This window comes from Nocardia sp. NPDC004860, from assembly GCF_040609015.1.
GTDB lineage: Bacteria > Actinomycetota > Actinomycetes > Mycobacteriales > Mycobacteriaceae > Nocardia.
Window position 1 is genome coordinate 99,019 of record NZ_JBEXJI010000010.1, and the last position, 21,000, is coordinate 120,018.

At 68.1% G+C, this 21,000-nt stretch carries 18 protein-coding genes and 1 pseudogene; 10 read left to right on the forward strand and 9 right to left on the reverse strand.

Translation table 11 applies throughout. The features are described from left to right. Positions 1–15: 15 nt before the first annotated feature. Complete coding sequence (gene pabB, locus ABZV44_RS20215) at positions 16–2,148, reverse strand: aminodeoxychorismate synthase (protein ID WP_354838174.1); 2,133 nt, start codon at positions 2,146–2,148, stop codon at positions 16–18. An 88-nt stretch (positions 2,149–2,236) separates the two neighbouring features. Between pabB and ABZV44_RS20220 the strand changes: the two genes are divergently transcribed. Then, on the forward strand, positions 2,237–3,292 hold the full coding sequence (locus ABZV44_RS20220; protein WP_354838176.1) for a phosphotransferase family protein: 1,056 nt from the start codon (positions 2,237–2,239) through the stop codon (positions 3,290–3,292). 21 nt (positions 3,293–3,313) lie between these two features. Then, positions 3,314–3,895, forward strand: a complete 582-nt coding sequence (locus ABZV44_RS20225; protein ID WP_354838178.1) for a DinB family protein — start codon at positions 3,314–3,316, stop codon at positions 3,893–3,895. A 3-nt stretch (positions 3,896–3,898) separates the two neighbouring features. Here the strand turns inward: ABZV44_RS20225 and ABZV44_RS20230 are convergent. Together ABZV44_RS20230 and ABZV44_RS20235 are read right to left on the reverse strand one after the other, a co-directional pair. Beyond that, positions 3,899–4,108, reverse strand: a pseudogene (locus ABZV44_RS20230) (agmatine deiminase family protein); the annotation flags it as partial. After that, positions 4,107–5,297: a serine hydrolase domain-containing protein gene (locus ABZV44_RS20235; protein WP_354838180.1), complete on the reverse strand. Its 1,191-nt coding sequence runs from the start codon at positions 5,295–5,297 to the stop codon at positions 4,107–4,109. The pseudogene ABZV44_RS20230 and the gene ABZV44_RS20235, both read right to left, overlap by 2 nt. Before the next feature lie 162 nt (positions 5,298–5,459). Here ABZV44_RS20235 and ABZV44_RS20240 point away from each other — a divergent pair, with 162 nt between their 5' ends. The 5 genes from ABZV44_RS20240 (at position 5,460) to ABZV44_RS20260 (ending at position 10,399) form a co-directional block, all read left to right on the forward strand. Next, a complete protein-coding gene (locus ABZV44_RS20240; RefSeq protein ID WP_354838182.1) occupies positions 5,460–6,887 on the forward strand; it encodes an amino acid permease in 1,428 nt (475 codons plus the stop codon). A 74-nt stretch (positions 6,888–6,961) separates the two neighbouring features. Continuing rightward, on the forward strand, positions 6,962–7,774 hold the full coding sequence (locus tag ABZV44_RS20245; protein WP_354838184.1) for a serine hydrolase domain-containing protein: 813 nt from the start codon (positions 6,962–6,964) through the stop codon (positions 7,772–7,774). A gap of 120 nt (positions 7,775–7,894) precedes the next feature. Beyond that, a complete protein-coding gene (locus ABZV44_RS20250; protein WP_354838186.1) occupies positions 7,895–8,428 on the forward strand; it encodes a DUF3145 domain-containing protein in 534 nt (177 codons plus the stop codon). A gap of 14 nt (positions 8,429–8,442) precedes the next feature. Next, on the forward strand, positions 8,443–8,844 hold the full coding sequence (locus tag ABZV44_RS20255; protein ID WP_354838188.1) for a hypothetical protein: 402 nt from the start codon (positions 8,443–8,445) through the stop codon (positions 8,842–8,844). Positions 8,845–9,007: 163 nt separating this feature from the next. After that, positions 9,008–10,399 (forward strand): FAD-binding oxidoreductase, encoded by a 1,392-nt coding sequence (locus ABZV44_RS20260; RefSeq protein ID WP_354838190.1) that lies wholly within the window; start codon positions 9,008–9,010, stop codon positions 10,397–10,399. Between the two features lie 79 nt (positions 10,400–10,478). Here ABZV44_RS20260 and ABZV44_RS20265 read toward each other — a convergent pair whose 3' ends face one another. The 6 genes from ABZV44_RS20265 to aceE all read right to left on the reverse strand — a co-directional run bounded on the left by ABZV44_RS20265 (position 10,479) and on the right by aceE (position 19,006). After that, entirely contained in the window at positions 10,479–11,909 is a 1,431-nt protein-coding gene (locus tag ABZV44_RS20265; protein ID WP_354838192.1) for a carboxyl transferase domain-containing protein, read from the reverse strand. Positions 11,910–12,081: 172 nt separating this feature from the next. Then, a complete protein-coding gene (locus ABZV44_RS20270) occupies positions 12,082–13,332 on the reverse strand; it encodes a KasA/KasB family beta-ketoacyl-ACP synthase (protein WP_354838194.1) in 1,251 nt (416 codons plus the stop codon). Positions 13,333–13,343: 11 nt separating this feature from the next. Continuing rightward, on the reverse strand, positions 13,344–13,649 hold the full coding sequence (gene acpM, locus ABZV44_RS20275) for a meromycolate extension acyl carrier protein AcpM (RefSeq protein WP_033086997.1): 306 nt from the start codon (positions 13,647–13,649) through the stop codon (positions 13,344–13,346). 100 nt (positions 13,650–13,749) lie between these two features. Continuing rightward, positions 13,750–14,664 (reverse strand): ACP S-malonyltransferase, encoded by a 915-nt coding sequence (locus ABZV44_RS20280; protein WP_354838197.1) that lies wholly within the window; start codon positions 14,662–14,664, stop codon positions 13,750–13,752. Between the two features lie 127 nt (positions 14,665–14,791). Beyond that, positions 14,792–16,123 carry a helix-turn-helix domain-containing protein gene (locus ABZV44_RS20285; RefSeq protein WP_354838199.1) on the reverse strand — a complete coding sequence of 444 codons (1,332 nt, stop codon included), beginning with the start codon at positions 16,121–16,123 and terminating at the stop codon, positions 14,792–14,794. A gap of 15 nt (positions 16,124–16,138) precedes the next feature. Next, on the reverse strand, positions 16,139–19,006 hold the full coding sequence (gene aceE, locus ABZV44_RS20290; RefSeq protein WP_354838509.1) for a pyruvate dehydrogenase (acetyl-transferring), homodimeric type: 2,868 nt from the start codon (positions 19,004–19,006) through the stop codon (positions 16,139–16,141). 243 nt (positions 19,007–19,249) lie between these two features. Between aceE and ABZV44_RS20295 the strand changes: the two genes are divergently transcribed. From ABZV44_RS20295 to ABZV44_RS20305, 3 genes are all read left to right on the forward strand, one after another. Beyond that, positions 19,250–19,807 carry a hypothetical protein gene (locus ABZV44_RS20295; protein WP_354838201.1) on the forward strand — a complete coding sequence of 186 codons (558 nt, stop codon included), beginning with the start codon at positions 19,250–19,252 and terminating at the stop codon, positions 19,805–19,807. 160 nt (positions 19,808–19,967) lie between these two features. Further along, entirely contained in the window at positions 19,968–20,390 is a 423-nt protein-coding gene (locus ABZV44_RS20300; RefSeq protein WP_354838512.1) for a DUF3052 domain-containing protein, read from the forward strand. Between the two features lie 108 nt (positions 20,391–20,498). After that, positions 20,499–20,963 (forward strand): peroxiredoxin, encoded by a 465-nt coding sequence (locus ABZV44_RS20305; protein ID WP_354838203.1) that lies wholly within the window; start codon positions 20,499–20,501, stop codon positions 20,961–20,963. Positions 20,964–21,000: the final 37 nt, after the last annotated feature.

Here is a 21,000-nt window from a genome sequence, read left to right on the forward strand (position 1 = left end):
GCCATCGCGCCGGATCTATCTGGCCGAGGGAATGCGGGCGCGGGGCGGGACGCCCAATCCGGGGAGAGCGCGCAGCGCGGCGGCGGCCTTCCAGACCATTTCGAGATACTCGTCGGCCGGGTCGGAGTCGAGGACGACCGCGCCGCCCGCGCCGACTCGCCAGCGATTGTCGTGGCGGACGGCGGTGCGGATGACGATGTTCAGGTCGGCGGTGCCGCCGAGGCCGAGGAAGCCGATGGTGCCGGAATAGATGCCCCGGGCCTCGGTTTCGAGGGAGTCGATGATTTCGAGGGTGCGGAGTTTGGGGGCGCCGGTCATGGAACCGCCGGGGAAACAGGCTCGGAGACAGTCGATGACGTCCAGGTCGGCGCGGAGGGTGCCGCGCACGGTGGAGACCAGCTGGTGCAGGGTCGTGTAGGTCTCGACGGCCATGAGCTTGGGGACGTGCACCGAGCCGATCTCGCAGACCCGGCCCAGGTCGTTGCGGAGCAGATCCACGATCATGAGGTTCTCGGCGCGGGTCTTGGGGCTGCGGGCCAGCTCGGCTCTCAGCTCTTCATCCTCGGCGGCGGTGCCACCGCGGAGGGCGGTGCCCTTGATCGGCTTGCTCTCCACCGTGCGGGAGCGATCCACCTTGAGGAAGCGCTCCGGCGAGGAACACGCCACCTCCAGCCCGGCGAAACGCAGGAAGGCCGCATAGGGGGCCGGATTGCACCGGCGCAGCGTGCGATACACGGAGAGGCCGTCGGCGCCGCCCGGGGGATGGGCGCTGTCGGTGATGCAGATTTCGTACGACTCGCCGGCGAGCAGCTGCTCCCGGCAGGCCGCCACATCGGCGAGATAGCGCTCCCGGCCGCGCGTGAGGAACGGCGCGACCGTGCCCTCGTCGGCGCGCAGCTCGAGGTCCGGCGGATTCTCCCAGGTCGGAAGGGTTTCCACCACGGCCCGGGTGGCGGCCAGCCAATCCTGTGCGGCGGCAGCGGCATCCGGCTCGGCCAGCGCCAGCAGATGGGTGCGGCCCGCCTCGTGATCGACCACGATCAGCCGGTCCGCGAAGATCCACTGGGCGTCGGGCGTGGCCGCGCGATGCACGGCCTCGGCACCGCAGTCGGCCTTCATCTCATAGCCGAGATAGCCGACATAGCCACCGGCGAAATCGAAAGGCACATCCGGGAATTCGATCGCCCGGCGGCGTAGCTCGGCGGATAGATAGTCGAGCACCCCGCCCGGCACCGTACGCGGCCCGGCCGCCGACTCGATCTCGACCCGGCCGCTGCCGACCCGATACCGCACCACCTCCGCCAGCGGCCCGGACGCGTCACCCAGGAACGAGAAGCGATCCAGCCCCGGCTCCACATGCTCGCTGTCGAGCCAGAAGGCATGCGGGGAACCGGCATACAGCGCGTCGAAGGCCGCCTCGGCATCGACGGCCCGCTCCACGACCGTCTGCTCGACCCGATAGCGGACGGGCGCGCCGACGGCGGGCGGTGTCGAAATCTCGGCTCCGATCCGGGTGCGCGCCGGCGTCGTTCGTGTGGTCTTTCGGGAAATGCCCTGCCGCCGTTGATAGTCGGCGGTCAACGCCGCGAAATTGCGCAGCAGCAGTTCCCCGTGCTCGCTGGAGATCGACTCGGGATGGAACTGCACGCCCCACTGCGGCCGGGTGCGGTGCCGCACGCCCATGATCACCCCGTCCGGCGTGGTCGCCGTGACCTCGAGGTCCTCCGGCAATGGTCGAGCCGCACACAGCGAGTGATAGCGCACCGCCGAGAAGCCCTGCGGCACACCGGCGAACAGGTCCCGCCCGTCATGGCTGATCAGATCCGGGTACCCGTGCCGGGCCTGCGGCGCCGTGACCACCTGCCCACCCGCCGCGATCACGATGCCCTGATGCCCCAGGCACACTCCCAGCACCGGCAGCTCGGCTCCGGCGATCAGGGCCGCCGAAATGCCGAAATCGCGCGGGACATCCGGCCGTCCGGGCCCGGGGGAGATGACGATGTTGTCGAACTCCCCGAGCCCGAGCTCCTCGATCGGGGCCGCCTCGTCATTGCGCACGACCACGGGTTCGACCCCGTTCACCTCGCTGATCAGCTGATACAGGTTGTAGGTGAACGAGTCGTAGTTATCGATCAACAGGGTGCGCATTTGACCACGCACATTACGCTCCGCCCATCACGGTTACTGCTGGCGACTGCCTTCAGTTCGTGTGGACCGCTACGGCAGAATAGGCGGCATGTCTGTTGCGCAGCCGGTCGAAGTGGATCGTGACGTCGTCGATTTCGCCATCGTCGGAAAGTGGATGGAAGAGCAGGGCCTGCCCGGCGGGGAGTTCGAGGAGGTGAAGCCGCTCGGCGGCGGCACTCAGAACATCATGCTCCGCTTCCGCCGCGGCGGCCGCGAGTACGTGCTGCGCCGCGGGCCCAAGCATCTGCGGTCCGCCAGCAATACCGTCATCCAGCGCGAATCCCGCATCCTCGGCGCCCTCGGCGACACCGAGATCCGCGCCCCCAAGGTGATCGCCGCCTGCCCCGACGAATCCGTGCTCGGCGCGTCCTTCTACCTGATGGAACCGATCGTCGGCTTCAACCCGCAGAACGAACTGCCCGAACCGCACGCCTCCGACCCCGAGGTGCGCCGGCAGATGGGCCTGTCCGCGGTCGAGGCCATCGCCCGCCTCGGCTCGCTCGACCACGAGGCGCTCGGCCTCGCCGACTACGGCAAGCCGGAGGGCTTCCTGGAGCGCCAGGTGCCGCGCTGGCTCAAGGAACTCGACTCCTACAGCGTCAACGACGGCTACCCCGGCCCGGAGATCCCCGGCGTCGCCCAGGTCGGCGACTGGCTCGACCGCAACCGCCCCGCCCAGCCGAAAGCCGGCATCCTGCACGGCGACTGCCACCTCGCCAACATGATGTTCTCCTACGACGGCCCCGAGGTGGTGGCCATGGTCGACTGGGAGATGTCCACCATCGGTGACCCGCTGCTGGACCTGGGCTGGCAGATCGCCACCCGCCCGGTCCCCGGCACCACCGGCGCGGCGCTGGTCGGCTCCCTCGGCGCGGTCGGCGGCCTGCCCACACCCGAGGAGATGATCGCCCACTACGCGAAGTTCTCCGACCGCGACCTGACCCATGTCACCTGGTACACGGTGCTGGCCTGCTTCAAGCTCGGCATCGTGCTCGAGGGCACGCACGCCCGGGCCTGTGCCGGCAAGGCCCCCAAGCAGGTCGGCGACTTCCTGCACGCCATCACCCTCGAACTGCTCGAGAAGGCACACCAGCTGATGGAGTGACGGCACCGTAAGTTGGTCGTCATGCCGATCGTTCCCGATGCCAAGGACTGGACGTGGGTGCTCGAACGCGCCTGCGCCGAGTGCGGATTCGACCCCGCCGCCACCGCCTTCGCGGCGGTGCCGGGGTCGGCCCGCGCCAGTGCCGCCCGCCTCGCCGCCGCGCTGGAGCGACCCGGCGCCCGGCATCGGCCCGATGAATCGACCTGGTCGCCGCTCGAGTACGCGGCCCACGTCCGCGACGTGTGCCTCATCTTCACCCACCGCCTCGACATCGCCCGCACCGGCGGGCCCCGCACCGGCCCGGTGATCCCCGCCTACGACACCGCGGTCACCGTGGGGGACAACGGCATTCCCATGTTCGCCAACTGGGACCAGGATGCCACCGCCATCGCCGCGGACTACACCGCCGCCGAAACGGCCACCGTCGCAGTCGAACTCACGGCCGCCGCCGAGACCGCCGCCCGCGCCTTCGAAGCCGTGCCGGTCACCGAACTCGACCGGGCCGCACTGCGCAGCAACGGTTCCGCGTTCACCATCGACTCCATGGCGCGGTACTTCCTGCACGACCTCGTGCACCACGTGCACGACGTGGAACACGGCTGAGGTCTACGCCGGCTCCTGCTGGGTCGTGCAGTGGATGCCGCCACAGCCCGCGTCGATATCGATCTGCACCACCCGGCGGCCCGGAAACAGCCGCGCCAGCGTGGCTTCGGCGAAGGCGTCGGCCTCCGGATCCCCGAACTCGGGGGCCACGACCGCGCCGTTGCAGACAGAGAAGTTCATGTAACCGGCCGCGAACTCGGACCTGTTTTTGTCAGCGACAGCGGAGCAGGGCCTCACGGAGATTGCGCGAACGGACATCGTCGAGCACCGCCATACCCAGGCGGTTCATCACATAGCCGAACCCCAGACCCGTTGCCGGATCGGCGAATCCGAACGAGCCGCCATAGCCGGTGGTGCCGTAGGCGCGCTTGTCGGAGCCGAACCGGAAACCGCCGCGCGACCGGCGGAAGCCCAGGTGGTAGCGGCTCGGCGTGAGCAGCACCAGGTCCTCGGCCGGGACATCGTCGGCGGTGTCGGGGGAGCCCAGGCGGTCCAGCAGGCTCGGCTCGATGGGCAGCTCACCGGTCCGCCCCGCCGCCGCGCCGTACACCCGCGCGAGTGCCCGCGCGGTGCCGACACCACCGGCGGCCGGGCTCTCCACCGCGAGGAATTCGCGCCGGGCGGCCCGGGCGGGCGCACCGACCTGCGGGCTGTTCAGCGCGCGGAAGGACAGGCCGCGCTTGCTGTAGAGCTGAATGCCGATGCGCACCGGCAGATCTCGCTCATAGCGCAGAATGTCGAGGCCCGCGGTCGCCGACAGCGCGGCCACCCGATCCAGCGAAACCTCGTCCGGCAGGCCGATATAGAACTCCGCGCCCAGCGGTCCGGCAATGTCCTCGGCGAAGATGCGGCCCAGCGTGCGATGCTCCGGATCGACCCGCCGCAGCAGCTCGCCCTGATACAGCCCGGCCGTGATCGGGTGATAGCCGTGCCGGGTTCCCGGCCGCCACAATGGCTTCTGCTCGGCCAGCACCACCGCCATCCGATCCAGATCGGCCATATCCGCGAGCCGGAAGGGCCGATCCAGCGCCGCCAGCCCGGCCTGATGGTCCAGCAGCTGCCGCACGGTGATGGACTCCTTGCCGTGCGCGGCGAACTCCGGCCAGTGCAGCGCCACCGGATCCTCGTAGTCCAGCAGTCCCCGCGACACCACCGACGCCACCGCGAACGCGGTCATGCCCTTGGTCGAGGACCACACCGGGGCCATGGTGTCGCGCTCCCACATCACCCGGCGCTTGCGATCGCGATGCCCCGCCCACAGATCCACCACCGGCCGATCCCCGTCGTAGACCGCCACCGCCGCACCGATCTCCCCGTGCCGGTCGAAGTTGCGGCGGAACGCGTCGGCGACCGGGCCGAAACCCGCGTCCACCTCGCCATGGATCGTGACCTGCTCACTCATGATGGGTCCGATCGTAACCGGGCATACGGTCTGTGCGGGGTCGCAGTGACGATGGTGAACACCACTGCGACGCCAGTACATAGCTGTGAGCAGTGCGGATCCCCGGCGGGCGCGCCACCCTGATGCCATTTCGACCGGTCCGACCCGGTAGCGTGGCCGCACATGCCCGGACTCCCTCGGATTACCGCATCATTGCTGCGGACCAAGCCCGTCGAACAGCTCACCTCCGATGGAGAACACACCACGCTGCGGCGCAGCATGGGCCTGATCTCGCTGATCGCCCTGTCGGTCGGCGCCACCCTCGGCACCGGCATCTTCGTGGTGCTGGGCGAGGCCGCGCCGCTGGCCGGGCCCGCCGTCGTCGTCTCCTTCGTCATCGCCGCGCTGGCCGCGCTGTTCTCGGCCCTGTCCTACGCGGAACTGGCCGGCGCGGTGCCGGTGTCCGGATCGGCCTACTCGTACACCTATGCGACGCTGGGCGAGATCATCGCCTGGATCTGCGGGTGGTGCCTGCTGCTGGAGTACGGCGTGTCGGTGGCGGCGGTCGCGGTCGGCTGGGGCGCGTACCTCAACGAGTTCCTGGGATCGACCATCGGCTGGCGGATTCCGGACGCACTGGCACAGCCGCCGGGCGACGGCGGGGTGATCAACCTGCCCGCCGCCATCGTGGTGGTGCTGGCCACCGTGGTGCTGCTCGGCGGCATCCGGGAAAGCGCGCGGGTCACCACCGTCACCACCATGATCAAGATCGCGGTGCTGGTGTTCTTCGTGGCCGTGGCGGTCACCGCCTTCCACTCCTCGAACCTGCACCCCTTCGCGCCGGCCGGCGTCTCTGGCATCGGGGCGGCGGCCTCGATGGTGTTCTTCTCCTTCATCGGCTTCGACGCCGCCTCCACCGCCGGCGAGGAGGCCAAGAATCCGCAGCGAGATCTGCCGCGCGCCATCATCATTTCGCTCGGCATCGTGACGCTGGTCTACGTGCTGGTGGCGCTGACCGCCGTCGGCGCGGTCGGCGTGGACGCCGTCAGCAGCTCGGGCGCGTCGCTGGCCACCGTGCTGGAACAGGTCACCGGGCGCGGCTGGCCCGCCACCATCCTCGCGGGCGGCGCGGTCATCGCCATCGCCTCGGTGGTGCTGACCGTGCTCTACGGGCAGACCCGCATCCTGGTCTCCATGTCCCGTGACGGGCTCATGCCCGCCGTGCTGTCGCGGGTCGGGGAGAAGCGCGTGCCGACGGTCAACACGCTCATCGTGGGCGGCGTGGTGGCGGTGCTGTCGGCGCTGGTGCCGCTGGGCGAACTGGTGAACGCCACCAATATCGGCACGCTGGTGTCCTTCGGGCTGGTGAACATCGGCGTGCTGGTGCTGCGCCGCACCAAACCCGAGCTGCCGCGGTCGTTCCGGACCCTGGTGCCGCTGGTACCGGTCATCGGCGTGGCCATGTGCGTATGGCTGCTGATCCACCTGCCGGGAGTGACCTGGCTGGCGTTCACACTGTGGTCGGCGGTCGGGCTGGTGGTGTACTTCGGCTACGGGCGGCGGCGTTCGGCGTTGAGCCGGGCGGCGGCGGTCGAAACCGTCTCGCCCTAGCCATTTTTCGAACCAACCGGTTGGTGATGTAGCCCCGATCGGACGCGTCCGGCACGGGCTCGTACCCTCGATGTGTGCGAGCGCTGGAGCAGATTCGACAGTGGCCGGTCCGGAACGCGGCGGCGGGCGTCGTCGTCCGCGGCAAGGGTGTGGTGGACGCCGAGGGTGACACCGCGCACGTCTTCCCGCTCGCCTCGGTGACCAAACCGCTTGTGGCATACGGGGTTCTGGTGGCCGTCGAGGAGGGTGCGATCGAGCTGGACCAGCCCGCCGGGCCGCCGGGATCGACGGTGCGGCACCTGCTCGCCCATACCTCCGGCCTGGCCTTCGACACCACCGTGGTGCTGGCCCGGCCCGGCGTGAAGCGGATCTACTCCAGCGCCGGGTTCGAGGTGCTCGCGGATTTCGTTGCGGCGCAGACCGGTATCCCGTTCGACCAGTACCTGCGCGAGGCCGTCTTCGAGCCGCTGGGCATGAACTCCTCGGCGCTGGTCGGTTCGGCCGGACATGCCGGCCGCTCCTCGGTCGCAGATCTCTTGCGATTCGCCGAGGAATTGCTGGAACCTGCTGTCGTGAGTGCCGAATTGGTTTCCGAAGCAAGCACAGTGCAATTCCCGGGATGCAATGGTGTCCTTCCCGGTTACGGGTCGCAGCGCCCCAACGACTGGGGATTGGGTTTCGAAATCCGCGACCACAAATCGCCGCACTGGACCGGTGGTGCGAACTCGCCGCGGACCTTCGGGCACTTCGGGCAGTCCGGCACATTTCTCTGGGTGGATCCGGAAGTCGGCATAGCGTGTCTCGCGCTGGCGGACGAAAATTTCGGGGACTGGGCCCGAGCGGCGTGGCCGCCTCTCAGCGACGCCGTCATCGCGGAGTTCGCGTAGCGGCCGACACAGGCATCAAGTAACACACGCAACACCGGGCACTCCAGTAAACTCGGGCAACGCCGAGCTCAGAAGGGGCCGTTGGGGAAGACGTCCCTCGTCGAGCCGGAGGTGTCAGTGGTGCACGCGTCTAGTCAGTTCGCGGAGGCGACGTCTGGAGTCGTCTATATCCATTCGTCGCCGGCGGCGCTGTGCCCGCATGTCGAATGGGCTCTCACCTCCACTCTCAAGGCCCCCGCGAAACTGCGCTGGACCGCGCAGCCGGCCGATCCCGGACAGCTGCGCGCCACCACCGATTGGTGCGGCCCGGTTGGTACCGGAGCGAAATTAGCCAGAGCGTTGCGGGATTGGCCCGTGCTGTATTTCGAAGTCACCGAGGATCCCAGCGAGGGCGTCGACGGCGCCCGCTTCAGCTTCGTCCCCGGCCTCGGCCTCTGGAGCGGCGCCACCGGCGCCTGCGGCGACGTCATGGTCGGTGAGATGCGCCTGCGCGCCATCGTCGCCGAGGTCCGCGCCCACGGCCGCGGCTCCGCCGCCGAGATCGCCGCGGAGATCGACCGCGCCCTCGGCACCGCCTGGGACGATATCCTCGAGCCCTACCGCCTCGGCGGCGAGGGCGCGGAAGTCACCTGGCTGCGCCGCGACGTCGGCTGATACGAGGAGGATTCGTGCGGACCACAGCGATCGCGGGTACTGCCCTGGCCATGGCGGCGGCCTTCGCCCTCACCGCCTGCAACGACAGCCCCACCGTCGCCTCCGGCCCCTCGTCCCAGCCCGCCAGCTCCGCCGCCGCCTTCCCGGCCGCGGGCCACGAGGCCGTGCAGTGCGGCGCCGGCCCCTGGGGCCTGGCGGTCGTGGTCTCCACCGCCAAGGGCGCCGGCTTCTGCCCCACCGCGCTCTCCGTCGTCACCGCCTACGCCGATCAGCGCGCGAAACAATCCACCGGCGACATCGCCGTCACCGTGGGCACCGTCCGCTGGGTCTGCGGCGAACGCCCCGCCAACCCCAATCCCTATCAGGAATGCGCCAGCCAGAACGAGTCCGCCGAGAAGGTCCGCCTCCAGTCCTGACGCGGGATCCGCGATGAACCCCCGGCGTCTCCCGTGCGTAACGCCGGGGTAGCGGCAGGACACCGATGGCTGTCGATACGGTGCGGCGCCGATGGTCCGGTGCCGTCACGGGACATGGCCCAAGGTTCGCCGTGGCGGCGGAAACCATCGGAGGAGCGGGACCATGACCATTGTCGGGATCGATATAGAAGGCTTGCGGACGAGCGTAGACGGCGAGGTCATCGCCCCTGGAGAGCCGGAATACGATGTGGCGCGGCAGGTTTGGAACGGATGCTTCGATCGCAGGCCGGCGGTGATCGTCCGGCCGGCCAGTCCGGCCGGAGTGGCGGCCGCGGTGCTGGCAGCACGCACGGGCAACCTGGATCTGACGGTGCGCGGCGGCGGCCACAATTACGCGGGGCACGCGGTGGCCGACGGCGCCATGATGATCGACCTGCGCGCACTGGATTCGGTCGCGGTGGACCCGGTCACCAAGCTCGCCCGCTGCGGCGGCGGCTGCACCTGGGCGCAGGTCGACGCCGCCACCACCGAGCACGCGCTCGCGGTCACGGGCGGGTTCATCAGCAGCACCGGCATCGGCGGGCTGACCCTCGGCGGTGGCATGGGCTGGCTCACCATGCGCGCCGGATTGACCTGCGACAGTGTGGCTTCCGCCGAGGTGGTCACCGCCGACGGCTGTGTCGTGACCGCCGCTCCGGACGAGAATCCCGATCTGTACTGGGCGCTGCGCGGCGGCGGCGGAAACTTCGGCATCGTCACCGCCTTCACCTTCGCACTGCACGACCTGCCGCCGATCGGGCAACTGGCCATGCTCTGCTGGACGCCCGCCGACGCCGTCGCCGGGCTCGCCACCGGACGCGATCTGATCGCGTCCCTCCCCACCGGCTACTGCGCCGCGATCCTGGCGGTCAGCGGCCCGCCCGAGCCCTTCGTGCCCGAAGAGCACCAGGGCCGCCCCGGATTCGTGGTGGTCGTGATCGGATTCGGGGAGCCACAGGAATTGGAGGCGGTTGTCGCACCCCTGCGAGCCGTGGCTCCCACTCCGGCCTGGGAACTCGTCACACCGATCCCGTACACCGCCCTGCAGCAGATGTTCGACGAATCCTCCCCGCCGGGCCTGTTCGCCTACGAGAAGTCGCTCTACGTGGACGAGCTCACCGACGAGGTGCTCGCCACCCTCGTCGACCACTTCCCGCGCCGCAGCCTCGTCGACTCCCTGGTCCCGATCTTCCCGCTCCGCGGTGCCTACTGCGGAATCCCCAACGCCAACACCGCATTCGGCGGTTCCCGCCAACCGTGCTGGGCGATCAACATCAACGCCCTCAGCACCGAGCTCGACGACTTCCCGGCCGAACGTGAGTGGGCCCGTGACTTCTGGGCCGCCCTGCGCCCCCACGCGCGCTCCGACGCCGGATACGTCAACTTCCTCGTCGACCACGACGAGCACCGTATCCGGGAATCCTACGGCGACAAGTACTCCCGCCTGGTCGCCCTCAAGTCCGCCTGGGACCCCGACAACGTCTTCCACCACAACGCCAACATTCCCCCCGCCTGACAGCGAAACCTGTTCCCGGCCAACGAAAAGCGGGCGGTCTCCGAGGAGACCGCCCGCTATCGCGTTGCCGTGTAACCGATTACAGCGGAATGTTCTTGTTGTGCTGCGGCCGCGCCGGGGCGGCGGCCAGGGCGGCGGCGATGGTGGAGCGGGTCTTGGCGGGCTCGATGACCTCGTCCACGACACCGATCGAGATGGCGCGCTGGACGCCACCGGCGATGCGCTCGTGCTCCTCGGTCAGGCGCTCCAGCAGGGCCTCGCGCTCGTCCTCCGGGGCGGCCGCGAGAGCCTTCTTGTGCAGGATGCCGACCGCGGCCTTGGCGCCCATGACGGCGACCTCGGAACCCGGCCAGGCGTACACGGCGGTGGCGCCCAGCGAGCGGGCGTTCATCGCGATGTAGGCGCCGCCGTAGATCTTGCGGGTGACCAGGGTGACGCGGGGGACACGGGCCTCGGCGAAGGCGTGCAGCAGCTTGGCGCCACGGCGCACCACGCCGTCGAACTCCTGCGAGACGCCCGGCAGGTAGCCCGGCACGTCGGTGACGACGATCAGCGGGATACCGAAGGCGTTGCACAGGCGCACGAAACGCGAAGCCTTCTCGGCACTTTCGGAGTTGAGGCAGCCACCCAGGCGGATCGGGTTGTTGGCCAGCACACCGACGGTGCGGCCGCCGAGCCGGCCCAGACCGACCACCATGGAGCGGGCGTAGCCGCCCTGCAGCTCCTCGAAGGTGCTCTCGCCGTCGACGTTGTCGAGCAGCTCGTGGATGATCGGCTTGACGTCGTAGGCGCGCTTGGCCGACTCCGGCATCATGGCCTTGAGGTCGACGTCGCCGTGTGCGGCCGCGGCCAGATCGAACTCGCCCTGCTCGGCGAACATCGAGACCAGGCGGCGGGCGCGGTGCATGGCATCGGACTCGTCGTCGGCGACGATGTGGCAGACGCCGGACTTCTTGCCGTGGGTGATCGGGCCACCGAGGGTCGCCATGTCCACGCTCTCACCGGTCACCGTCTTCACGATGTCCGGGCCGGTCACGAAGACGCGGCCTTCCGGAGCCATGATGACGATGTCGGTCAGCGCGGGGCCGTAGGCGGCGCCGCCGGCGGCGAAGCCGAGCACCACGGAAATCTGGGGGACCTGGCCGGACGCGCGGACCATGGCCTCGAAGACCAGACCGACGGCGTGCAGGGCCTCGACGCCCTCTGCCAGCCGGGCGCCACCCGAATGCCACAGGCCCACAACGGGAACCTTGGAATCGATGGCGGTGTCGATCGCGTCGACGATGTGCTTGCACCCCTCCACGCCCATGGCGCCGCCCATCACGGTGGCGTCGGAGCAGTAGGCGACGGTGCGGACGCCGTCGACCTCACCGATGGCGGCGAGCACACCGGACTTGTCGCGCGGGTGGAGCGGGAGAACGGTTCCGGGATCGAAGAAGCGCTGCAACCGACCCAGCGGGTCACGGGGATCGGTAGCGGTGTCGGCGTGAGCGGGGGCCATTATGGTCATCGCAAACTCTCCTCATGGGGGAAAGGCGGTCGCTGAGAGCGGCTGCGAATGTCTAAGTCCCGGGGGGATTTTCGGGTGCGGGATCGTCCATCCGAAAACCCCCGCCGGGACCGCTTGTCTTACTGACCGGTAAAGCTGAGCCGGATTTCCGGTTTACCGGGATGAATCCGTGTCAGTACCGGCCGAAGGCGAGCGCGACATTGTGCCCACCGAAACCGAAGGAGTTGTTGATCGCGTACTGGATGTCCTGCTGGCGCGCCGCGCCATGCACGACATCCAGGTCGATCGCCGGATCCTGGTTCTCGAGGTTCAGCGTCGGGGGGACGATGCCGTCCCGGATGCTGAGCACCGTGAGTACCGACTCGAGGGCGCCGACGGCACCGATCGAGTGGCCCAGGGCCGACTTGGGTGCGTAGACCGAGGCATGCTTGACGCCGGCCTTGTGAATCGCGTTGGCCTCCGCGGTGTCACCGACGGGGGTGGCAGTCGCGTGGGCGTTGATGTGGGTGATGTCCTGGGGGGACAACCCGGCGGTCTGCATCGCGCGCTGCATGGCGCGAGCCGCACCACTGCCCTCCGGATCGGGGGCCACCAGGTGGAACCCGTCGGAGGTGATACCCGCGCCCATGAGCCGGGCGTGGATGGTGGCGCCACGAGCCTTGGCGTGCTCCTCGGTCTCGATGACCATGAGCGCGCCCGCTTCGCCGAAGACGAAGCCGTCGCGATCCTTGTCGAAGGGGCGCGAGGCCGCCTTCGGATCGTCGTTGCGGGTCGACATGGCCCGCATCATGGAGAACGCGGCGATCGGCACCGAGTCGATGAAGCCCTCGACGCCGCCGGTGACGACCATGTCGGCGTCGCCCATGACGATCATTCGCCATGCGTTGGCGATGGCCTCCGAACCCGACGAGCATGCCGAGACCGGAGTGACCACTCCCGCCCGGGCCTTGAGCTCGAGTCCGACCACGGCGGACGGGCCGTTCGGCATGACCATCTGAACAGCGAGCGGCGAGATCTTGCGATAGCCGCCGTTCTTCAGCTTGTCCACCGAATCGATCAGCGCGTCGCCGCCGCCGAGACCGGTGCCGATGGCCACGGCGAGCCGCAGCGGGTCGACCTCGGGAGAGCCGGCGTTCTTCCACACCTCGCGACCGAGCACGGTCGCCAGTCGCTCGACGTACGCCATGCGACGGATCTCGACCCGATCGAGCAGCGTGTCCGGCGACACCTTCAGGTGGCCGCCGATTCGAACTGGAAGGTCGTACTCCGCAATGAAGTCGTCCTCGAGAGTGTCGATGCCGCTCTCGCCATTGAGGAGGCCCTTCCACGTCGCATCGACGTCACCGGCGATCGACGTGGTCGCCGCCATGCTCGTTACGACGACGTTGGGAAAGTTCCCGTTCAAGGTGGAAGGAGTGGTCACGGTGTCGGTTCCTACTCGCCCTCGGCGCCGAACTTGGCCTTCAGCTCAGCGGCCGCGTCGGAGTTCTCGGCCTCGAGCTTCTGGATGTACGCCACCGCGTCGCCAACGGTCTTCAGGCTCGCCAGGTCCTCGTCGGGGATCTTGACGCCGTACTTGTCCTCGGTCTGGACGGCGATCTCGACCATCGACAGCGAGTCGATGTCCAGGTCGTCGACGAAGGACTTCTCGATGGTCACCTCGGAGGGCTCGATACCGGTCACCTCTTCGATGATCTTCCCGAGCTCTTCGACGATCTGTTCCTGGGTCAGAGCGGCCACTGTGGTGGCTCCCTTCTTATTTCCTGTAGAGGGTGGATTCTTCAATTGTTTGCGACCCGGTTGCTCCATCGCCGTTGATAGGAGCGGGCCGCGAGCCAAGCTAGCTTGCCGCGGTGAGTTCGGCGAGCGCGGGGAGGTCCGCGGGTGTCTTCAGCGCCAGATTCGGGGTGCCCTTGAGCTCCCGCTTGGCGATGCCGACCAGGGTGCCCGCCGGCGGCAACTCTGCCACCGCGGAAACCCCTGCCGCACGGATCGTTTCAGTGCACAGATCCCAGCGCACGGGGCGCGTGACCTGGGCAGCGAGCTTGTCGACCGCGTCCTGGCCGGAGCTGACCGGCTGCCCGTCGAAGTTCGACAGCAGGGTCCGGACCGGCGCGCTGGGCGCGATCTTGGCGATGGCCTCCGCGACCGCGTCCTGGGCGGGAGCCATGAACGCGGTGTGGAAGGCGCCGGCGACCGGAAGTGCACGGACGCGGGCCTTTTCGGGCGGGTTCGCGGCAAGGGCTTCGAGCGCCTCGAGCTTACCCGCGGCCACGATCTGACCCACCGCATTGCGATTGGCCGGAATCAGACCGAGATCATCGAGACGAGCGAGTACCTCCGCTTCGTCACCACCGAGCACCGCGGACATACCGGTCGGCTCGAGTGCGCAAGCTTTGGCCATTTCCGCTCCGCGGATGGCGGCCAGGACCACCGCGTCATCGGCGGAGATGACTCCGGCGACGGCAGCGGCGGCGAATTCGCCGACCGAGTGTCCGGCGACGACTGTATCCGCGGGAAGCGAATCCTGCGGGATTTCCGCGAAAGCCATGAGGGCAGCCGCGACGACGAGCGGCTGGGTGACGGCCGTGTCGACGATTTCATCGGCGGTCGCAGTCGTGCCCAGCCGCAGCAGGTCCAGCCCCGAGGCCTTCGACCACAGCGCGATGCGGTCCGCAGCGCCGGGAAGTTCGAGCCAAGGGGTGAGCATGCCGGGAGTCTGAGAGCCCTGTCCAGGGGCGAGCAATGCGATCACGACTCAAGAAAACACTGTGAGGCCGCTCTCACGAGATGTCGGCGCGAATGAAGCTTGCTTGGCAGTTTTGTGAGGAGTCCACAAAAGACCACGTGGGCTGTCCGGATCGCGCGATGCCTGAATCTCGTTACACCCCATCCTTAGGATCTGTGACGGGAGTCATATCGGTGGCAGGAGTGGGTGATTCGTTACGGGTTCGTGTCAGCCGACCTACTGTGGCCGCGATACGTAACACATAGGCATCACGCGGGTTCATCGGATCCCGGCCCGTGATGTCGGCGATTCGCTTGAGTCGATAGCGCACCGTATTTGGATGAACGAACAGCTGGCGGGCGCAGGTCTCGACGGCTCCACCGCAATCCAGATAGGCGTCCAGCGTGTCCGATAGATCGGCGCTGGCGGCGGCCAACGGTAGCACGAGGTGCTCGTTCAGGGCGTCTATGGCCGCGCGGTCGCCGAGCAGGGCGCGTTCGGGCAGGAGTTCGGAGGCGTGCACCGGGCGTGGCGCACCCCGCCAGCCCACCACGGCCTCCATGCCGGCCATCGCCTCCACCGAGCTGACGTGCGCGGCGGACAGTGCCCGCATGGTCGGGCCGATCACCACCGGGCCCTCGGAGAAGGCCTCGGCGAGCAGATCCGCCAGGAACTGCGACGGATACATCGGGTCGCCAAGATGTCCACTGACTACCATCACCAGCCGCGAACCCTGCACCACGGCGAGCGCGTTGCGGCCGTGCCGGCCGGCCACACTATGTACGGAACTGACAACAGCGACCTGATCCTTGGGCGGGGTGCCCACAAGAACCGTCGCCGGGGCGGTCGCGTCCCAATTGAGAGTGGCCGCACGGGAGAGCATCTCGGGGCCGGTGTCGCCGCGCACCACGGCATCGACGACCAGGGCCTCCAATCGGGTGTCCCACGCGCCGCGCGACTCCGCGGCCGAGGCGTACACCGAGGCGGCGGCGAAGCCGAGCTCCCGCCCGTACCGCAGCACCGCCTCGGTGAGCGCCACCAGCTGACGGTCGTTGCGCGCCAGGGCCGGCAGCCACTGCTCGAAGAACTCCATGGCCACCCGGACCATGTCGACGGTCTGGCGCAGCGTCAGCCGCCGCGCCAGATCGTCCGGAATCACTTGGAAGGCATCGAGACTGAAGCGGATATCCGACTCCGGGTCCTGCAGCCACTCCAGGAAGTTCACCACCGCCGTCTGCACCAGCATCTGGACGCCGGCCCGCTGGGCGGCGTCCAGATTGGCGAAGAACGGCAACCGATCCTGCATCGAGGCCACGGCCTCGGTGGACAGGCGACCGGAGAACTGCTTGACCCGTTTCAGGAGGGTGTCCGGAAGCGGGTCGCGCGTCTGCCGATTCGGGGAGAGCGCGCCGGTCGGGAGATAGACCTCGTGGGAGGAGGTGCCCTCTTCGTTGATCCGGCGCGGCCTCGGCGGTTTACGTTCCACGGTATTTATGTTCGGCTATGCGTCGCCGCCTTCGGTACCGGGTGCCGCCTTGGGCGCGGCGTTCACGTCGTCGATGGCGTAGCGGCGTGCCGCCTCGGCCACCGTGGCGGGTGAAATCCGGCCCTGAGCTGCGAGACCCTGCAGCGCGGCGACCACGATGGACGCGGCATCCACGTTGAAGACGCGGCGCGCGGCCGGGCGGGTGTCGGAGAAACCGAAACCATCCGTACCGAGGGTGATGTATTCGGTCGGCACCCACTGGCGGATCTGGTCGGGCACCGCGCGCATCCAGTCGGAGGCGGCGACGACCGGGCCCTGCGCCTTGGACAGCACCTCGGTGATGTAGGGCAGGCCCGGATCCTGGTCGGGGTGACGGAGTTTGGCGATCTCCTTCGCGAGGGCCTCCTTGCGCAGCTCACCCCACGAGGTCACCGAGTAGACATCGGCCCGCACACCCCACTCCTGGGCCAGCATCTCCTGTGCGCGCATGCCGTCGGGCATGGTGACGCCCGCGACCAGGATGTTGGCGCGCAGGTCGCCGGCACCGCCGGGCCGGTACAGGTAGATGCCCTTGAGCAGGCCCGCCACGTCCAGGTTCTCCGGCTCGGCCGGCTGGACGTAGGGCTCGTTGTAGAGGGTGATGTAGTAGAAGATGTCCTCGCCGCCGAATTCGTGGTGCACCGAACGCGATTCGGGGTCGGTGCCGGGCAGCGCCTCCTGATAGCCCTCGACCGCGCCGCCGCCGTACATGCGGCGCATGCCGTCGCGCACGATGTGGGCGATCTCGAAGGAGAAGGCCGGATCGTAGGCGACACAGGCCGGATTGGTGGACGCCAGCAACAGCGAGTGACCGTCGTTGTGCTGCAGGCCCTCACCGGTGAGCGTGGTTCGCCCGGCGGTAGCTCCGAGCACGAAACCGCGCGCCATCTGATCCGCCGCCGCCCACAGGCCGTCACCGGTGCGCTGGAAGCCGAACATCGAATAGAAGATGTAGAGCGGGATCATCGGCTCGCCGTGGGTGGCGTAGGAGGTGCCGACCGCGGTGAAGCTCGCGGTGGAACCGGCCTCGTTGATGCCCTCGTGCAGGATTTGGCCGATGCTCGACTCTTTGTAGGCAAGCATCAAATCCGCGTCGACCGATGTGTACAACTGGCCGTTGCGGTTGTAGATCTTCAACGAGGGGAACCACGAGTCCATACCGAAGGTGCGGGCCTCGTCGGGGATGATCGGGACGATGCGCTTGCCGATCTCCTTGTCGCGCAACAGCTCTTTCATCAGGCGCACGAAGGCCATGGTGGTGGCCACCGACTGCTTGCCCGAACCCTTGCGGACCGAACGGTAGGCCTCGTCTCCGGGCAGTTGCAGCGGCTTTGCCAGCGTGCGGCGCTCGGGGACGAAGCCGCCCAGCTGCTTGCGGCGATCCATCATGTACTGGATCTCGGGCGCGTCCTGGCCGGGGTGGTAGTACGGCGGCAGGTACGGGTTGGCCTCGAGCTCGGCGTCGGTGATCGGAATGCGCTGCACGTCGCGGAACGCCTTCAGATCGTCGAGGGTCATCTTCTTCATCTGGTGCGTGGCATTGCGGGCCTCGAAGTGCTTGCCCAGGCCGTAGCCCTTGATGGTCTTGGCCAGGATGACCGTCGGCTGACCCTTGTGCGCCATGGCCGCGGCGTAGGCGGCGTAGATCTTGCGGTAGTCGTGGCCTCCGCGCTTGAGGTTCCAGACCTCGGCGTCCGACAGGCCCTTGACCAGTTCCTTGGTGCGCGGGTCGCGGCCGAAGAAGTGCTCGCGCACGTAGGCGCCGTCATTGGCCTTGTAGGTCTGGTAGTCGCCGTCGGGCGTGCTGTTCATCAGGTTCACGAGCGCGCCGTCGCGGTCGGCCTGCAGCAGGGCGTCCCACTCCCGGCCCCAGACCACCTTGATGACGTTCCAGCCGGCGCCGCGGAAGAACGACTCCAGCTCCTGAATGATCTTGCCGTTACCGCGAACCGGGCCGTCGAGGCGCTGCAGGTTGCAGTTGATGACGAAGGTCAGGTTGTCCAGGCCCTCGTTGGCCGCCACCTGGATCAGGCCGCGCGACTCCGGCTCGTCCATCTCGCCGTCGCCGAGGAACGCCCAGACGTGCTGATCCGAGGTGTCCTTGAGGCCGCGGTCGTGCAGGTAGTGGTTGAAGCGGGCCTGGTAGATGGCGTTCATCGGGCCCAGACCCATTGACACCGTGGGGAATTCCCAGAAGTCCGGCATCAGGCGCGGGTGCGGATAGGACGACAGGCCGTGGCCCGGACCGCCGTGGCTGTACTCCTGGCGGAAGCCGTCCATCTGGTCCGTGGTGAGGCGGCCCTCGAGGAAGGCGCGGGCATAGATGCCGGGGGAGGCGTGGCCCTGGATGAACACCTGGTCGCCGCCGCCCGCGTGGTCCTTGCCGCGGAAGAAGTGGTTGAAACCGACCTCGTAGAGCGCCGCCGAGGACGCGTAGGTCGAAATGTGGCCGCCCACACCGATTCCCGGCCGCTGGGCGCGGTGCACCATGACCGCGGCGTTCCAGCGGATGTAGGCGCGGAAGCGGCGCTCCACCTCCTCGTCGCCGGGGAACCACGGCTCGTTCTCGGTGGGGATGGTGTTGACGTAGTCGGTGGAGGTCAGTGCGGGGATGGCGACATGGCGCTCACCGGCGCGTTCGAGCAGGCGCAGCATGAGGTAGCGGGCGCGGCCGGGGCCCTCGCGGGTGAGCATTTCGTCGAAGGAGTCGAGCCATTCACTGGTCTCCTCCGGGTCGATGTCCGGCAGGTATGACGCCACCCCCTCGCGAATCACTCGAACCCGGCCTCCCGCCGGGGATTTGCGTGTCGATCCATTGGTGGAATTCGACGAAGTCGGGTGCATCAAGTCGGTCAAGACGTTTGCTCCTCGTACACATGGGGTGGGACATCTGGTGTGGCGTCAATACCCCGGATATCCGCTGGTGGGCGGCATACCCGTAACGATTGGTCTGGGGCGCATCTCACATCCTTGCCGATGATGCGGCCCAGGTCATCATGTCAGCCGGAAATCCAGTACGGTTGCGCAGGGAATCGCGCCGCTCGCGACGCCATCCAACACCGCCGGGCTGGATCGGGGAGGAACCAAGTGAAGCTGCTGAACCCTCGGGGGTTCGGACTGGTGTGCGCGTCCGCGGCGGTGGCGGGGGGATTGGTACTGGCCGGGTGCGCGAACACGGTCGAGGGTACTCCGACGGCGAATCAGGTTGAGGTGACGTCGTACAAGGCCGCGGCCGCGTCGTCCTCGGCGGCCGCCGCCTCCTCGAAGGCGGCCGCGGCGACCGCCAAGGCGACCGCCGACAACTGCGATCCGTTCCGCAAGATCACCGGGACCGCTGTCGATCGCTACAACGAATTCGTCGACGCGCACGACGGGAGCGCGGCCGACCAGATCGCCAAACGCGACACGGCGGCGTCCGCGCTCGAGGACGCCGCGAAGACGGTCGAGACTCAGGTGGGTGCGTCGGGCGCCGACCTGCAGGCGGATCTGGGGCAGAAGTTCACCGACTATGTGAGCGCGGCGCGGTCGCTGGCCGCGGAGGTGCGGAAGATGACGACCAGCTCGTCGGTGGCGCCGCTCAACGACGCGAGTCGCAAGGTCAACGATGCTCTGACCGCGGTCCGGAACGCCTGCCCGGCCAAGTGAATCGGACCGTTCACACGGTGTGAAACCGGGCTGTCCAATGGATCTCAACGGTCTCACATACGACATTTAGGGTGCGATTTCGGCCGATCGGCTTGCGCTGGGGGCTTTTACCATGTTCGCTTGCAACTACCTATTGTCGGGAGTTGAGGAGGACACCACCGTGGTCGCCGCGGCGGACGCGCAGAACTACGCTCAGAAGCTTGGCATTTCACACGACATGGTGGTTCAGGAACTGGGCTGGGACGAAGATACCGACGACGCGCTTCGCGCCGAGATCGAGGAAGCCACCGGTTCCGAGCTGCTCGACGAAGACACCGACGAGGTGGTCGACGTCGTGCTGCTGTGGTGGCGTGAGGGTGACGGTGACCTGGTGGACGAGCTGCTCAACGTGATCACCCCGCTCGCCGACGACGGCGTCGTCTGGGTGCTCACCCCCAAGACCGGTCAACCCGGCCATGTCGATCCGAGCGAAATCGGCGAGTCGGCGACCCCCGCCGGCCTCACCGCGACCACCCCGGTCTCCCTGGGCACCTGGACGGGCACCAAACTCACCCAGCCCAAGACACCTTCCAAGCAGCGCTGAGGCCTCCACTAAGGTTTCAGGTAAGCCGAGTGACAACGGTGGATTCCGCGTGTCTCCACGCCGCGTCGCTCGGTGCTGCGCTCAGGACATGAGGATGGAGGGGAAGGTATGCCGCTCGAGGTCGGTTCGGTCGCACCGGACTTCACGCTGAAGGACCAGAACAATCAGGAAGTCACGCTGTCGAGCTTCCGCGGCGAGAAGAACGTCCTGATCGTCTTCTACCCCCTGGCCTTCACCGGTATCTGCCAGGGCGAACTCTGCAAGGTCCGGGACGAACTCCCCAAGTTCCAGAACGACAACGCCGAGATCCTCGCCATCTCCGTGGGCCCCCCGCCCACCCACAAGATCTGGGCAGCCGAACAGGGCTACACCTTCCCCCTCCTCTCCGACTTCTGGCCGCACGGCGCCGTAGCCCAGACCTACGGCGTCTTCAACGAAAAATCCGGCTACCCCAACCGCGGCACCTTCGTCGTCGACAAGGACGGCATCGTCCGCTTCGCCGAGATGAACGGCCCCGGCGAGCCCCGTGACCAGCACGCTTGGGAAAAAGCCCTCGCCACACTAGATTCATAACCCGTTGCCCGGACATCCACATCCGGCGCACCGATCC

What these genes read in the sequence shown, in the direction of transcription:
- aceE (WP_354838509.1), bottom strand. Translation starts at nt 19,006, where the DNA reads ATGCACCCGACTTCGTCGAATTCCACCAATGGATCGACACGCAAATCC.
- ABZV44_RS20225 (WP_354838178.1), top strand. Translation starts at nt 3,314, where the DNA reads ATGCCGATCGTTCCCGATGCCAAGGACTGGACGTGGGTGCTCGAACGC.
- ABZV44_RS20235 (WP_354838180.1), bottom strand. Translation starts at nt 5,297, where the DNA reads ATGAGTGAGCAGGTCACGATCCATGGCGAGGTGGACGCGGGTTTCGGC.
- pabB (WP_354838174.1), bottom strand. Translation starts at nt 2,148, where the DNA reads ATGCGCACCCTGTTGATCGATAACTACGACTCGTTCACCTACAACCTG.
- ABZV44_RS20265 (WP_354838192.1), bottom strand. Translation starts at nt 11,909, where the DNA reads ATGACCATAATGGCCCCCGCTCACGCCGACACCGCTACCGATCCCCGT.
- ABZV44_RS20220 (WP_354838176.1), top strand. Translation starts at nt 2,237, where the DNA reads ATGTCTGTTGCGCAGCCGGTCGAAGTGGATCGTGACGTCGTCGATTTC.
- ABZV44_RS20240 (WP_354838182.1), top strand. Translation starts at nt 5,460, where the DNA reads ATGCCCGGACTCCCTCGGATTACCGCATCATTGCTGCGGACCAAGCCC.
- ABZV44_RS20305 (WP_354838203.1), top strand. Translation starts at nt 20,499, where the DNA reads ATGCCGCTCGAGGTCGGTTCGGTCGCACCGGACTTCACGCTGAAGGAC.
- ABZV44_RS20260 (WP_354838190.1), top strand. Translation starts at nt 9,008, where the DNA reads ATGACCATTGTCGGGATCGATATAGAAGGCTTGCGGACGAGCGTAGAC.